The organism is Paenibacillus sp. 8b26, assembly GCF_050626875.1.
Lineage (GTDB): Bacteria > Bacillota > Bacilli > Paenibacillales > Paenibacillaceae > Paenibacillus.
This window is the reverse complement of the sequence record NZ_CP192445.1, coordinates 2,165,501-2,181,283: the sequence shown is the minus strand read 5'-3', so window position 1 is coordinate 2,181,283 and position 15,783 is coordinate 2,165,501. Positions and strand designations below refer to the sequence as shown.

Sequence of the window (15,783 nt, the reverse complement as noted above, 5' to 3'; positions counted from 1 at the left end):
CAAAAAGCAATTACGATTTGAAGTAAAATTATTTAATGGTTTATAAGGTTGAGCCTTTATTTAGCTTCAATAATTTAATATTTGCTCGATCTGATGAGTCAACTCCAGATGCTCAATCAGAGCAATGGATCGTCCACACTCTTCTAGACAGAAAGCTGGAGGGACATCCCCTCAGGCCCGTACATTTATGAGTGGCGTCTACGGTGGTGGTATAGAGCATTTTAAATAAGCTTCATTAATCGAGATTAAACTAAAATTCACAAAAATTGTGCACATACTCTAAATTAGGCCCTTGGTATTAAACAAGGTCTTTTTTTGTTCCATATATCTCCTTATATATGCTATAGTTTAAGGAATAAAGAAGATTTATGCAGATTTTAGTAGGGAAATATTTTTTTTGAGATTTTTTATTAGGTATATAGTCCTTTTATGAGGAGGTCAAGAATATGTAGAAAGAAGACATAATGAATTGGAAAAAATATTATTCATAACATAGCATAATTTATATAATCCGTATATGTTTTGTATTTCTCTAAAATTCCTTTTATCAGATGGAAAATGTATCACTTTAAGAAGAAGGAGATATAATGTATGCATGAAAGTGAGTGGCTGCCGAAGATAATGTCTAAATCTGACATGCTTCAAATATGCAGCCTATTTAATTTGAACATTAATGGTTTTCGTAAAGATTATTTATCGAGCAGATCGGTAGAACAAATAAGGGAACTCGTTTATAGTGCACTTGCAAAAGGAATTGGTTCCAAAAAAATTTCAAGAGGGAAAGTACCGATTCATTTGTTTTATGAACGCATAACAAAGGAAGTAGAACATGAGACGACTGATTTAAATAAAAGTGATATTAACAAATTTATGCTTGGAATAAGTGTACATCCATCACTAAGACCATACCAAAAGTTAGCACTATTGCACCAATGGTTTCAAGACAATTATCGAGAATATAACGATCATATAAAAACTAATGCAGTAGAAGGAAGAGATATCTTTTTTGGATTATTTTCAACTAGGGACTTGACGATTAAACTGCTTATGCAGGAAGAAGAATTTCCGAAAATTGAGGATTATACTAATTTCATTCATGAAATTGGAGAAAATAAACATCTAGATGAAATCAAAAAAAATCTAGAGAATAAATCCGATGATCTTAGATTGGCATATGTCACAGGTTTAGATCAAGTCAAACGATTTATTGGAACGTTTTTATTAGTACACTTATATGGCTTTGAGCAGCTTAAATATGGAGTTTATCGACTGTATGAAAAGGAGAAAGAGAGGTATGCTCAAGAAAAGCTAGATCATATTCTAATGGATCATTCCGTTTCTGAGAATCGATTAGAAAATTTAAACAACCAGTTGGATTTAGAAAGAAAGTTAAATCACGAACTATCCGCTCATTCAAATGAAATTGGAGACCAATTAGAAGTTATAAAATACAAGTTGCAGATTAAGGATGATGAAGTTGAAAGATTAAAGGAAGAACGAAGAGGAATTGAACGTGAATTAGTGGCATTAAACGAATATAAACACATAATGGATGATTTAGTACCAGAAATCAATCAGGCTGTAATAATAACAGACACGACAGATATCCAAATAAAGACGCTATTTAAGAAGAACGCTTTTACGAAAAAATTTTTGTTACAAGAGAAGCAAAATGGAAGTATAAATAATCTAAAGGACAAAATATGGTTTATTGACCGAAGGTGTTTTACAAATACGAGAGAATGGGTAGATATCAGACATTTTTTTTTACAAAGTGGTTTTAATTTTGAAGAATACAGTGATAATCTCGAATTAATTAGACAGTATATAGATATCTTTAAGGACGAAGACATGGAGGAATACGAACTATGACGCTAATTGAAATTAATGATAAAACTAAACGAGAGATAAATAATTGCTATATATTAGGTAGATTGGCAGATGATTCTGACCCTAATATTATACCACCGTTAGGACAAGACCGAAGGTCGGTTACAAAAAGTCACAGAAATGACTGTATAATAGTATTTTATTTACAGGCTGTAAGTGATGAGCCTAAGATATTAAATAGTTTAGGAAAAGAGCCGAAAGAATGTTATGTTTCTTTTGATGATCGCAATAGTAGATACTTACAGAGTATAAAATATTACGAGCAGCCGGATAAAGTGCAGTTTTTAAGAGAACATTTATCGGGAAAGTTAATTTTATTTAAACCAAAATTGTCAAATCGCAATGATAACACCGGACATAGATATCATTATAACTTCGAAATTGTTTTGGTTTCCGACGATAAAGTAGACGCTAATGACTACATTACTATTCCTCAGGTGAAAAAAGGAGTACCTGCTGTTCGATTTGAAAAAGCATGTATGGAAAATACACCAATTCAGCTTGTGGATTATCCAAATCATATGGAAATACCAGAGTTTATTCTTTGTGATGGTTTTTTGTATTTTATTCCAGAACAAGATATTCTCCAATCTAGCGCTCAGAATATGACTACATATTATGCAACGAAACCTGAGCTTATCAAAAAATTGCCATTAAGCGAGTTCACTGAATTTTGGGATGAAATTAAATGTGCATATCGTGAACTCGGGTTCATATCTGCAAAATTTGCCGGAAAACTGCGAGATCATTTTAATACACATGGTTCTTCAATTGGTCAGCAAGAGACAACAAGAAAAGAAGAAAAAGATAGGAAAAAAAGCTATAGTATTGAGGAAAATACGACTTTGAGTGAAGTTGACTTTATCGAAAGGTTAAAAGGATTGGCATTAGAAGAAGGACTCATATATCAAGAAGAGGAAGCTTTGATTAATTTCCATACTGCATTAAAGACTGGAAATATGGCTGTTCTTGGTGGAATGAGTGGAACAGGTAAAACTCAGCTTGCTTTACTTTATGCTAAAGCACTTGGACTTAAAAAAGATGAAAATTTATTAATTGTCCCCATTTCTCCTTCTTATACGGAACCAACAGATATTCTTGGATATTTAAATCATCAGTTGGGTATTTTTATGGAAAGTGAAACAGGGCTTGTTTCATTTCTTGAACGAGCTAATGAGGAAAAAACCGAACTGTTTATGGTGCTTTTTGATGAGATGAATTTAGGACAAGTAGAGCACTATTTCAGTCCATTTGTTTCATTGCTGGAGCTTCCCCAAGAACAACGGAAACTGCAAATTTTCAGTCAAGATGCTGTTTGTTATAATAGGAAATTAAAAGGTGGGATTCCTATAAATAACAATATACTCTTTGTAGGTACAGCAAACTTTGATGAAACGACCAAAGACTTCTCAAATCGTATGCTTGATCGAATGAATGTAATCTTTTTAGAAAAATTAACATTTGGGGAAGCCTATGTTGCTAAAGAAAAAGACAATAATGAATATGATAGGGAAACTACTGTTAACCGGAATATATACCGGAATGACTGGATGAACAAAGAGGAACATCTAGAGGAAAATGAAATTTCATTGCTTGATAGTTTGCATGATCTAATACGTGAGTATGATTCTCAAATAGGAGTAAGTTTTAGGACTGCAAAGGGTATCGGGAAATATTTGTCTAATATTCCTTGTGATTATGATGGCAACCCTTTGGTTACAAGGCAGACCGCTTTTGATTACCAAATTAAACAACGTATTTTAACTAAAATTCGTGGGCATCGCGAACAAATGCAAGAGTTGGTTGGTACTTTTGAACTTGAGAGTAATCGCTATCAACAAGGACTTATAGCTAGACTTCTAATGGAAGAAAGAACTGATGAAGCTGAATTTAAAACTTCGCTAAATTTTTTATTTCAGAAAGCCAAAGAACTGACGAGGAACGGGTATGTATTATAAAGACGATGCTTTGCCGTTTGTATTGGAATTCTTTACTGGAAATCAAGAACATCAAATTAAAAATGTAACTGATTTTTGGGACGGACATCAGGAAGTAGCGGCTAATTCTATTCGAAATCTAATCCAAGTCAAAGAAGGAGTACAGATCGGTGTTCGATTATATTCAAAAGAAGGACATAATTTTGACTATAATGCTAAAGTGGTAATTGAAACAAGTACGTACGATGAAATAGGACAACAGATATTGTTCACTGTGCCGATAAGTCAAAGAAATAATAATGATTATTTGTATAAAAATGAAAGTAAACGAGAGTTTCCGTGGAGAATGGGCGTTTATTTTATTGAGGTTCACTATCAAAATAAAAGTTATATTTCTGGCATTTTTGTCGCGCCAATTCATTTGAGTATCGACCAAGTACAACACTTGCATCTGCTACTAGAAAAAGAAGTTGAAGGTATTTGTTATGAACTTATGTACACTTCAAAATCGACTAGCAGTGATTATTTAGTTCTTAAATCAAAATCATATTACGATTATGTTCTTACCTTGGTGAATAAAAAAGAAAAAATAGTCTCAACTCTTTCTAGGTTGCAAAGAAGCATACCTGAACAAGTAATCACAGATTATGTTCCAAATTTATATCAGAAAAAGACAGATCATAAGAGCTTGCGTTGGAAAACTATACGTGGAACATCTATGGAATTGAATAAAAAAAAGGTGTTGTCTGTAAATATACCTGAAAACAGATGGATTAAGCATATTCTTATTTCATGGAAAAATGATATGTTAAATATAGAAAAGGAATTAGAAGAAGATTATAAGCGCGAATTAATGATTATTCATTCAAAGGAAGAAGAGAAACTTCAAAGGGAACAGCGAAGAGCAGTGCTTTGGAACGAAAGAGAGATCTCTCAGGCATCCAAAGATTCATTGCATTCTACAATTTTCCGACTTTCTGATGACATAAAAAGTGCAGAGCGCAAAATTGCAATATTAGTAAAATGGAGAAAATTGATTAATAATATTATTGGCAGATTAACTTTCATTCTCACATCAACTAATTTAAAGGAAGTTGAACTGATAAAAAAAAGAATACATTTAAAAAACAGAAATTATAGGGATGTTTACGAATTATATGTAGATTGTAAAAAATCAATTTTTGATGATGGAAATTCTAAACATGTAGTGCAAATTCTAAAGCCAACATGGAAAATCTATGAGCAGTTTGTTTATTTCCAAGTTGTCAGTATGCTTCAGAAGTATGGCTTTGGTATAAGTGATACGTGTGACTTAGAAAAATTACAGGAGCTAAACTCAGGATTTTGTATCGAACTGGAAAATGAAGATTTAGTCGCTCATGTTTGGTATGATAAGGTGATTCATCTGAGGGAAGATGCAAAAGTTTATAATGATGATTTCTTTGCTTCTCAATTGATTCAACCAGATATCCGTATTGACTTGTATAAAAAAGGTGAGCACCATGTCTTTATTTCAATGCTAGTTTTAGATGCTAAGCATCGCAAATACAAATCGTTATTCAGTGATGCCTTTACAAGTATTGTAGCTATTCAGTTATCCAAATACCAAAATATCTTTTACCGAGGTGAACATACCGTTCAAAGTCGTAGAAGATCTGTTATAAGCAGTGTTTTATGCGTTTATTCGCGAGATACAGAAGCACAGGTAAAGACGGAGGATTTCCCTTACGTTTTTATCCAACTATTTCCTGATTTAAACAAAGATCAAATGATCGGTTATGATGAACTATATCAAGAGTTTGCCAATTGGTTGAATGAAAGTAAATCAGAATATTGTTAGTGAAATTAGATAATTATCATCTAAGTTAATAGAAGAATATTAATATGCTAATAAAATTTAGTTAATATGAATTAACTTCTGATGTACTTGAGTGGACATAAAGCCTGAAAATCATCAATTCACATTCTTTTTGCTTCCATATGAGTGGGCGGACAAATCCTTTTGTACTGAATTTTTTAAGATTCTATCAAGTTGACGCTAAAATTCTCAAATTCAGAGACCTAGCAAAAGCTGGGTCTTTTTGTTGTACTTCAAGTTGTTATAGCAGAATAGAAGTACAGTATAATTTGGCCTCCTCGCTATTCGGCATGGGTAAAATAGACTGCGATTTTATATGGAGGGCGGGCAGATTAGCTGGTTAGCATCGCGAAGTTCCTATGCTTCGCGGCTTTCGCGAGTACTCATGCCCGTAGAGGCTCCATGTCAAATCGCTCTATTAACCTATCAAACGTGTCATTAACCACCCAGTATAGCGAAGAGCCATAATTTGTTTCAGAAACATTATGACAAGTATTTTTATCCCTAGGTGTTTGAAGTCTTATTCTCTCTATTAACAAATTTCTGAACTTAACTCTTGAAGTGAGAACATGCATTCGGTATAATTAACAGGAACGTTTGTTTCTATTTATTACACAGATACATGCTCCACCAAGAATGAAACGTTCACAACCATATCGCACAAACTACAAAATAGGAGGCTAAAATTTGACCACTAATCCAACACGAAATCAATACCAAATCAAACTGTTTCATTTTAATGAGATTACTCATGTAGGCAACCAACTTTACGCACCGCATTCCAGCACTCGTACCATCACCGTATCAAATAGCATCTATCTCGATCAACTCAAACGAGTTGTAGCAGAACGTGATCCTTCCCCTGATGTTACCGAAGTCATCTTTATGCTCAGAGCTGATCAAATTGACGAAGATGATCCATCCCAACTTGCTCTGTTTGAACGTATATTACGAGAGGGCATCTACTATAATGGAAGGAAATATGTTCGTTCAATTAAATCACCTGCTATGGGACGTACACAGAGAACAGAATTTATCCAGGAAAAGTATGTCGCAGATCTGTATAAACACATTACACTCGGCAAATTGCCACCACTCACCAATATCCATAAGTGGGAAGCAGCATTGGGTGTGAGTCGTTCAGCAGCACAACCAGTCCCGTATATTCCACGTATCGTCGTTATTCCAGATTATGAAAAGGATACGATTATCGAGGATGTATGGAAAGTGGAAAAATGTGCTGAAGATTTGGAGCAACAGAAGTTGATATTCGATGAAAAGACGAAGCAACGTGAATATTTCAAAGCGAAGAAAGAATTAAAACCATCCAAGGAACAATTACATAAGTTAGAACGTATACCGAATAAAACGATCTCGTGGAATAGCCGCACAAAGTCTGTTCCTGATCAATCAGGGTATAAAACTTTCAATGGATGGAATAAACATAATCGTCGTGTGAAGCTAGAAGCAATTCCTTTCCCTGCTCGCTCAGTTATGTACGATGATTTGTACCCTTGCTATTCCATCGAGCAAACGGAAGAAATCCCAATCATAGCGATCAATGAAGAGTCCATCGGATTTAAGCGAGTCGAGTACCCAAGTTATAAAAATAAGAATGTTCAGTTTTTCGATGGTCAAGGTTTAATGAGTTTCCAGTTTGCCGAGCGTATTGGACAACATCTGAACCTATCCTATTCACCCAATGCAGTTCAGGGAAGACTTCCATATATTAAAGGTAACTTTATTCGATTCGATCTGATGAAATGGTTCAAGGAAAATAGCATCACAGAAATAAAAGATGTTTTTGGTGAATCACAGCCGATCATCGACAAACAGGGTCGTCCTATTGATCTCATCCTCACCAAATCCTGCTTCAAAGCATGGCATCTATATAATGAGGGAGAAGATAAGCCGAAGTGTTTGTTTGAAGACATAACAGAATATGAAGAATTACTGAAAGTACATAATCATAACAATTTCTGGGTCGCCAATTATTCGAAACCAGCATACCAAATGAACGCCTACACACCACTAACATACCAATATATTCACGCGTTGAATCTTACACTGAACGATTTATATCAATTAGCTACGCCTCTAATGGATGTCATCAAACGAGTATTACATGGACAAAAGAATGACATCCATGGAAAGTGGCTTCGAGATATCGCGTACACAAAAGCGTTCCTACATATGCTAGTCCAGGAAGACGATGAAACTAAAGATGTAGACGAGGAACCCGACGAACAGGAAGATGAAATAGAACGGGGCCAGAAGAAACAATTTATAAATGAAATTATCCAAGCCATCGATTTGAATGAACGGATGCTGTATGACGGTAATGTCCGCAAATTCATCGTGAAGCAAGCCATGCAGAAGGTACAGGATATGTTGAAAGGTCGTATCCCAATTCGTGGAAGCTACTTTTATTTGACCAATGACCCGATTTCATTCATGGAGCATGCCAGCGGATATCCAATAACAGGTGTGCTGAAGAACAACCAGGCTTTTATGAATCGGAAACAGGGAATGCATGCGCTATTTCGCTCACCGTTAACGATATTTAATGAAGTCGGTAAGCTAGATTTTGTACACGTACATAACCGATATACGCGCCATTTAGACAATGTGATTGTGCTGAACTGTTGTGATTTAACACTGGCAAGACTTGGACTAGGAGATGTGGATGGAGATACGGCTCTCTGTACCAACGATCCAACTATACTCTCAGCCGTGATCGATGCTCCTACGATCATCAATGAAGATGATAAAAAAGTAGCTGCTCCAGTACCGAATCATATGGATAGTATCATCAAGATGGAATTGAAGAGCCTGCATAACCTGACGGGTAGATGTACGAATGTGAATACGTATTTTCAGAATCTGGCTTTGGAGGAAGGAAGCCTGCAAGCACGCGTTTTGGAAAACTCAGTCTTAAAATTTCTCCAAGGTCAAATCATTGATGCGACCAAAAATGGACTAGAAGTAGAGATCCCATATGTGCTGGATCGTCTGGCTATCCAGATGCCATATTTCTTTCGTTTTGTGAATGGTGGCAAAGCCGAGGATTATCAGCACTCGATGAAATCGCCGTTTAATCAATTTTGTGTCAAGGCAGAAAAGTACATAGATGACAAGTTCCAGATGAAAGACGGTAAATTGGATCAGTCTATTTTCAGCATCGAAAGTACGAGACAACTGTTACAGGATATGAGGAAGGTTAGCCAGCAGAAGTTTCTGAACTATCTAGCTCGTATTGAACCGCTGTATAAAGAATACAACGAGCAGAAAAATCCCATTAATCATCGTCGAAAGCAATTTAATGAACTGAAAAAATGGGAACGAGATAATGATACTCGGAAAGCGATCAGTGCTGAATACGCCAAGTTAAGAGAAAAATACAAAGCTCAGTGTGAAGAGATCTGCCCTTATCCTTCGATACTTGCCAGTGTAGCTGTGGAGATCGCTTATCAAAATTATGGAACGTACTCCTTTGCATGGTTGTTTGTAGATGGACTACTGGAAAATCTAAAGCAGCATGAAAATGTATTGAAGAAGGAAGTACGAAGGGTGAATCGGCTTACGAATCGGAATGTAGAAGGCAAGAAGCTTACCGTTCAAGCTGGCATGGCTACAATAGATAATGTGGAGTTTCCATTCTATGTGCCAGACGGTGTGTATTCATTATTTGAAATTATGGGACAATTCTTTATCGGGTATGAAGCTGAACGGGAAACCGTAGTACAAACCAGTAATACGCCTTCTCTGTTGGATGGGAGAAGTACAAGACGAACATTGAGGAATTATTCGCTTGGCTTCAGCACATTGAAAAAGTCGGAGGAAGAATCCCAGTTGATAGCTGACGATGTGTTGGGTAAGAAATTGCGGATTCAGGTGGTCGAGTATGGATATGTTCATATTGTAGATGAGCATGGAGAAAGGAAATGTATAATTCCGAGAGATCAGGCCATTCGTCGAGATGAGGGGTTATCCTTACTGGATTTTGATGGTACAGAAATTGAATTTTTATCTATCGAGAAAGTCACGAAATCGAGCTTTAAGGCGATAGTCCATATCGACTAACGTGAATCATTTGCTGTCATGATAGGCGCCTGTTAACACGGGCGCTTGGGTGACAGCTAGAACGTTATATATACGAATCCAAACATAAGGGAGATATCATCATTTGAACATCACATTAAAATTAAGCCAGATCGTTACCAACCCGAATCAGCCACGCAAGCATTTTAACGAGGAGTCTTTGCAGGAACTGGCAGCATCTATTCTAAGCGATGGATTACAGGAAGCTATATTGGTCAGACCACTGGGAAGTCAGTATGAAATTGTTCAGGGGGAGCGCAGATATCGAGCAAGTCAAATGGCTGGACTGGATACAATTGCAGTGAAAGTAAAGGAATTAAACGATGAGGAAGCTTTTCATCTATCTGTCATTGAAAATATCCAACGGGAACAAATGACCCCTATTGAAGAAGCTCATGCATTTTATGAGTATGTACAAAGAGGATACACGCATGATCAAATTGCCAAAAAAGTGAGCAAAAACAGAGCTTTTGTTACAAGCCGTTTGAGATTATTGAAATTATTACCTTTTATTCATGACTGGATTGCAGAAGGATATATTTCGGACGGTCATGCCAAACAACTATTGAAAATGGAATCGTTTTTGAATAGATTGCTAAATAATAAACCGACATTAAAATTCATTCATGAAGACGGTTCACAGAGAGAAGAAAGTCATTTTGAAAACTATCAATGGAAATTTCATAGTTCCTTTTGGGAGAAACATGACATAAAAAAAGAAAAACTAACCGTAAACGAAGTCAAAAGTTGGGTGGGTGGTTGGCATTATGATTTAATAATCTCGCCTATTTTGAATTATAAGGGACTTGGCTCTGTGGTTGTTTCTAAAAATAGAGGATTCGCTTTAACCGCTCAAATGAATTGTATTATCAATCATCTTCATATCTCCAACATAACAGAAGAAGATATTGATTTTGCAGTTGTTTATGATTTGGAAAAAAATAAAGATCACTTTGATTCCGAATTCAGACCGTGGATGGTTGAAAAATTTTGGGATGAGATGCGAAATGAACTCTTTCACTCTGATATCAACATCGAAGAAAAATGGAATGTACATAGCTTTCAAGATGAATTGAAAAGATGTAAAAATTACAGCGATGCTTTAGAGGGAAAATCATTGGAAACGTTAACGGAAGAAATCAAATTTTATAAGCAACAATTAGATCATATTGCCAAAGAGAATCATGTTTCAATGGATGACATACTGGATGACTTGCTGGCCATGGAGTAAATAGTGTCACGTGACACATATAGCGCCTGTTAACACGGGCGCTTGGGTGACACCTAATGTATTGGTGTGATTTCCAATGAGAGGAGTGAATTTGAATGAGCTATTTTTATTGTTATGATGGTCAGATGATGCGGAAATTGCAGGATAAAAATATTCGGTACATTACTCGCGCTTTGACGATTGAGAAGCATCAAAAGTTTTGGCTGTACGCTATTAATGAAGAATTTCAACAGGCTTTAGAGGAAATTAAGCAACTGAATATATAAGGAGTGAATCTGATTTGGCAGTGAATCGGGATTGTGAAATTGAACAAATGTATAATTATTTAACTGAAGAACATAAACAAAATGTACATAAGGAAGCATTTCAGGATATTGCAAACGTATTTCTAGATTTATATGACGAGTACACCAAACAGTATCATCAATATGTAGAATTTAAAAATAATAACCGGGTAGAAAAGCCTGATTCAGCTGTAAAATGGCTCTGCAACGCGAGTATGGGGCATGGTAAAACAACCGTATTAATTTGTTTCTTGAAGTGGCTTGTATCTGAAACTTATTTGAAGAAGAAGATTCCAGTCTTATTAGTCATTCGGGAGAATGGGATGGCTGAAGAAGTATTCAATGAATTGAAGAAATTTGATGAGCATTGTATTGTCAGTGTGAGAGCTGCCAATAAAGAAGATATTGAATCATATGTTTGTTATCATCAAATTATCATTATTACTCATAGTAGACTCGATAATCTGGCTCTTGGATATGGAAATGCTCAAATGTATAAGAGTTGGAAGCAGTATCGCATGAATGGGTTTAGTAGCTACGATGCTCTTGATACTCACAATTATGTATGCACCCGACAACGATTATTGATCGTTGATGAGAAACCTTCCTTTGTCAACGCATCGATTTTCGGAATTGACAGTTGGGATAATGCATTAGATTGGTTTAATACGCTGTCGTTTGTTTTAAAAATGCAGCCTTTTCAAGCTCAAGTTTTAAAAACGTATATTCTTCATTTAATTGCAAACCAACTCGTCGAAAACACTTCAGATGTAACAACGGCTCTTATGACGAAAACCAAAGATGACAAAATGAATAGTATTCTAAATGCCATTCAATCCATAAAGGCTAATGCTGAATCCAAAAGTAAAATTGAAGCGTACAAGAAAATGATTCACTTTGAAAAGTTATGTAAGAGATCCAGACTTGGAAGAATTGACGACTATGAGCAAAATGGTTTGACAGGTAGAAAAATTATCGTTTCAGAACGTATCCACTATGGCAAACTGAAGTTAAATATGCTTGTCCTAGATGGAACTGCTAAAATGAACAGTAGACAATACATAGGTTTTAAAGCAAAGATTATTCAGAATTATAATCAATACGCTCGGCTAAACATATGCCAAGATGTAATTAATACTTCAAAAAATAGTCGTTTGAAGAAGGGCCATACTACTCAAAAAGCAATTACGGAACGGATACTTGAGTTAAAGCAGAAGCATTTAGATTTATTCATATTGCCAACGAAATTTGACATCCCAATCTACAAAAAATTAGGAGCCATTGGAACAGAGCAGCAGGATTCCTTTGAAGAAAAAGTAAGTGATCATACTCGGCCTATTAACTTAATGAACACAACAGGGAAAAATCAGCTTAAAGATAAGACAGCGATGTATTTGACCAGTCTGCCTCGAATGAATCCCGACTACTATAAAATCATTGCAATATCGATTTATGGAGACAAGGTTTCACTAAAAATGAGCGAAGAAGATGATTTGAATTGGTTTGAAGATGAAAAGTTAGAGATGGTGTATCGAGGGGAATTGTACGCTGAGTTTTTGCAAATTGTGCATCGGACAGCGTTAAGAAAAATTAATGAAGATACGCCCATTCACATATATGTTGCATTTAACCAAAATGAGAAAGACATAGCTACAGTTCAACCGATGTTCTGGGAGATTAATAATTGGTATATGCATGGAAAAATGAAGTATACCTATAACCGCATCAATGATGAATCATTATACAGTCGTGGAGATACCATTCGTAACTTTGCACAGGAAATACATCAATGGATTTGGGAGAATTCAACCTATTTTAATCAGTTGCCGCTACCTGTCAGTAGTATTCAGAAGGGAACAGACAGTATTGGGGAAAAGTTTAGAAAATGGCTATCCAAAAATAATAATTGGGTTAACAAGAAAGAGATGATCAATAAAGTTTTTGCACAATACGGATATATCATTTATGAAAAACAAGATCGGTATAGCTCAAATACCAAGTATATTTCAACGATTAACAAGCATTACGAATATCAGATATTTGGTTCATAATAGACGTGACCCCACTTCTCTATATATAGGGGAAACTGGGGTCAGTTCATTAAACTTAGCTTAGTTTTAGGAAAAGGGTTATGTAGTTCTTTAAAAGGAAGGTTTCCAGTTGAGTACCTCCATATCCAAGATGGTTTTCCTTGGATTGGGGGGACAAGCAAGCAACAGGTCCATCGTTGCGCGGTAGGCACTTGAACTCAGAATTGGAGAATAGGGCTCACAAAATTTTGAAATGTGTCACGTGACACAATGTGCAGGTTTACAATTACAAATTCGATAACACGAGAACTCTGGCCATAAGCTAGGGTTCCTTTTTTATATAGAGAGGAGCAATATAAATGCTATTAATGTTACAAGCAATAATTATAGAAATATTACGAGTTATCACTGTGGTTGGTGTGGTTTACACCTGGATGTGGATTGCAGTATTTTTAAAAATGAAGGTAGAAAGGGGGAGCAAGTGGAGTGGAAATGAAATTCGTAAACGTAGAAATACCCATACCATACATAAAAAACGCCAGAAACAATGAGAAAGCTGTAGACATAAAGGAGCAAGTGATATAAATGAAATGGATGAAATTGAAGATCGATCAACTGGTACATGCGGAATATAATCCAAGGAAGGATTTAAAAGCGGGTGATCCAGAGTTTGAAAAGATCAGGAATAGTGTAATGGAATTCGGTTATTGTGAACCAATTATTTGTAATAGCGATTATACCATCGTGGGAGGTCATCAACGTGCTAAAGTACTGAAGGCACTTGGTTATGCTGAAGTCGATTGTGTCATAGTCGATGTGAATAAGTCGAAAGAGAAAGCCCTGAACATAGCGCTTAACAAAATTACAGGGGAATGGGACTTTGAAGCATTGGCTGGATTATTAGATGAGTTAAAAGATGCAGAATATAATATTGAGCTAACTGGCTTTGATTGGTCTGAAGCGGAGAAGTTGTTGGATACATTACATGAAGAATCCATGGATGATGAGGAAGATTTTGATGTAGAAGAAGCGCTACCTGAACATCCGATCACTCGTAAAGGTGACATTTGGCTACTTGGTAAGCATAGGCTCATCTGTGGAGACTCGACTAATCCGCAGGATATCGCAACATTAATGGATGGCAAGAAGGCTCAGCTTATTGTGACCGATCCACCTTATAATGTGGACTATACAGGAAAGACCAAGGATGCGCTGAAAATTGAAAACGATAAAATGGACAATAACCAGTTTTATGATTTCTTATTGGCTGCTTATACTCAAATGTTTGAAATAGCTGATGACGGAGCAAGTATTTATGTGTTCCATGCAGATAGTGAAGGTTTGAATTTTAGGAAGGCATTTATTGAAGCTGGATTCAAACTGTCACAATGCTGCATATGGGCTAAGCAAGCGATGGTAATGGGTAGACAAGATTATCACTGGATGCACGAACCCGTATTATATGGTTGGAAGCCGACAGGTGGACACTACTGGAATAGTGATCGTAAGCAAACAACCTTATGGCAATTTGATCGCCCCTTCCGCAATGAGTACCATCCCACGATGAAGCCAATTCCCCTGATTAGTTACCCGATCAAGAATTCCAGTAAGCTTGGTGATATTGTATTTGACCCATTTGGTGGTTCAGGTTCAACGTTAATTGCTTGTGAAGATACCGACCGGATTTGCTATACGAGTGAGCTTGATCCCAAATATGTAGATTTGATTGTGAAGCGATATATTGCCGACGTTGGTAGCGATAATGGCGTGTATTTAATTCGGGAGGGCAAGCGATATGACTATCATGAAATTGTTGCTGAGTCAGAATTAGAGTGCGTGTAGTTAACCTTTTCTTGATAAAAGTGTAGTTATAAATACCAAAATAGAAAACAAGGAGACACTGAAGCTAATTATTGCGTAAGTTTTTCGATTTGCCTTAAGTTCTGAGAAGCCAGAAAATAAAAACATGAGACCGAGGAAAAATTGTGAGAATTTGAATAGAATATGGTCGCCGGGATAAGCAAGTGACCAAAGGGACGTGATTATAACAACAGCGGCACATACAAATTTAAGAACTTGATAGATATTCAGTTTTTTAAGCATAGGTAAATTCCCCCACTTCATATACCGTATTATTCGGTGTAACCCCTTTATACAATATTATACAACTATTTGATTCGGAATGGTAAGTAGTATGGTTATGATGAAGTAGTTGCTGAGTCGGCAAGGTCAGAGGTATCATGTGCTGACTAAACCGAGAGGGTGATTCAATTGGGTAAGGCAAAAGTGAACATGGTGATTCGATTCCTGAAGGGCATGCAAGCTGAAAAGGTAAATGTGCTAGGTGCTAAGGAAGCTCAAGAGGACAATGAGCTGATTCAGAAGGTAATTGAAGATATCGAATTGTTTTACGAGGCTGAGTTGGAAAGGTAAGCTGATACATATGAGGAAT

11 protein-coding genes are annotated in these 15,783 nt (G+C 36.1%); 10 read left to right on the top strand and 1 reads right to left on the bottom strand.

The genetic code is table 11. From position 1 onward, the window contains the following. Positions 1-591 precede the first annotated feature (591 nt). From ACQ4MX_RS09835 to ACQ4MX_RS09795, 9 genes are all read left to right on the top strand, one after another. Positions 592-1,872, top strand: coding sequence for a hypothetical protein (locus ACQ4MX_RS09835; RefSeq protein WP_431090360.1), 1,281 nt, complete (start codon positions 592-594; stop codon positions 1,870-1,872). Next, a complete protein-coding gene (locus ACQ4MX_RS09830) occupies positions 1,869-3,848 on the top strand; it encodes a hypothetical protein (protein ID WP_431090359.1) in 1,980 nt (659 codons plus the stop codon). The genes ACQ4MX_RS09835 and ACQ4MX_RS09830 overlap by 4 nt, the downstream gene beginning before the upstream one ends. After that, the gene (locus tag ACQ4MX_RS09825) at positions 3,838-5,667 is read left to right on the top strand and encodes a DUF2357 domain-containing protein (RefSeq protein ID WP_431090357.1); all 1,830 of its coding nucleotides are present in this window, start codon (positions 3,838-3,840) and stop codon (positions 5,665-5,667) included. The genes ACQ4MX_RS09830 and ACQ4MX_RS09825 overlap by 11 nt, the downstream gene beginning before the upstream one ends. A 705-nt stretch (positions 5,668-6,372) precedes the next feature. Then, positions 6,373-9,768, top strand: coding sequence for an RNA dependent RNA polymerase (locus tag ACQ4MX_RS09820; RefSeq protein WP_431090356.1), 3,396 nt, complete (start codon positions 6,373-6,375; stop codon positions 9,766-9,768). Positions 9,769-9,871: 103 nt separating this feature from the next. Further along, complete coding sequence (locus ACQ4MX_RS09815) at positions 9,872-11,017, top strand: ParB/RepB/Spo0J family partition protein (RefSeq protein ID WP_431090355.1); 1,146 nt, start codon at positions 9,872-9,874, stop codon at positions 11,015-11,017. Positions 11,018-11,112: 95 nt separating this feature from the next. After that, positions 11,113-11,283, top strand: coding sequence for a hypothetical protein (locus tag ACQ4MX_RS09810; RefSeq protein WP_431090354.1), 171 nt, complete (start codon positions 11,113-11,115; stop codon positions 11,281-11,283). Positions 11,284-11,297: 14 nt separating this feature from the next. After that, positions 11,298-13,352 (top strand): hypothetical protein, encoded by a 2,055-nt coding sequence (locus ACQ4MX_RS09805; RefSeq protein WP_431090353.1) that lies wholly within the window; start codon positions 11,298-11,300, stop codon positions 13,350-13,352. Positions 13,353-13,690: 338 nt separating this feature from the next. After that, a complete protein-coding gene (locus ACQ4MX_RS09800; protein ID WP_431090352.1) occupies positions 13,691-13,882 on the top strand; it encodes a hypothetical protein in 192 nt (63 codons plus the stop codon). A 34-nt stretch (positions 13,883-13,916) separates the two neighbouring features. Next, the gene (locus ACQ4MX_RS09795; RefSeq protein WP_431090351.1) at positions 13,917-15,173 is read left to right on the top strand and encodes a site-specific DNA-methyltransferase; all 1,257 of its coding nucleotides are present in this window, start codon (positions 13,917-13,919) and stop codon (positions 15,171-15,173) included. On the opposite strand, the gene ACQ4MX_RS09790 is transcribed toward ACQ4MX_RS09795, so the two are convergent. Further along, positions 15,174-15,434 (bottom strand): DUF3953 domain-containing protein, encoded by a 261-nt coding sequence (locus ACQ4MX_RS09790; protein ID WP_044648991.1) that lies wholly within the window; start codon positions 15,432-15,434, stop codon positions 15,174-15,176. It lies immediately after the preceding gene. 168 nt (positions 15,435-15,602) lie between these two features. Here ACQ4MX_RS09790 and ACQ4MX_RS09785 point away from each other — a divergent pair, with 168 nt between their 5' ends. Further along, positions 15,603-15,764, top strand: coding sequence for a hypothetical protein (locus tag ACQ4MX_RS09785; RefSeq protein ID WP_431090350.1), 162 nt, complete (start codon positions 15,603-15,605; stop codon positions 15,762-15,764). Positions 15,765-15,783 lie beyond the last annotated feature (19 nt).

Excerpts from the sequence above, each read along its gene's own strand:
- ACQ4MX_RS09825 (WP_431090357.1), top strand. The coding sequence starts at position 3,838 with ATGTATTATAAAGACGATGCTTTGCCGTTTGTATTGGAATTCTTTACT.
- ACQ4MX_RS09830 (WP_431090359.1), top strand. The coding sequence starts at position 1,869 with ATGACGCTAATTGAAATTAATGATAAAACTAAACGAGAGATAAATAAT.
- ACQ4MX_RS09835 (WP_431090360.1), top strand. The coding sequence starts at position 592 with ATGCATGAAAGTGAGTGGCTGCCGAAGATAATGTCTAAATCTGACATG.
- ACQ4MX_RS09810 (WP_431090354.1), top strand. The coding sequence starts at position 11,113 with ATGAGCTATTTTTATTGTTATGATGGTCAGATGATGCGGAAATTGCAG.
- ACQ4MX_RS09790 (WP_044648991.1), bottom strand. The coding sequence starts at position 15,434 with ATGCTTAAAAAACTGAATATCTATCAAGTTCTTAAATTTGTATGTGCC.
- ACQ4MX_RS09800 (WP_431090352.1), top strand. The coding sequence starts at position 13,691 with ATGCTATTAATGTTACAAGCAATAATTATAGAAATATTACGAGTTATC.
- ACQ4MX_RS09795 (WP_431090351.1), top strand. The coding sequence starts at position 13,917 with ATGAAATGGATGAAATTGAAGATCGATCAACTGGTACATGCGGAATAT.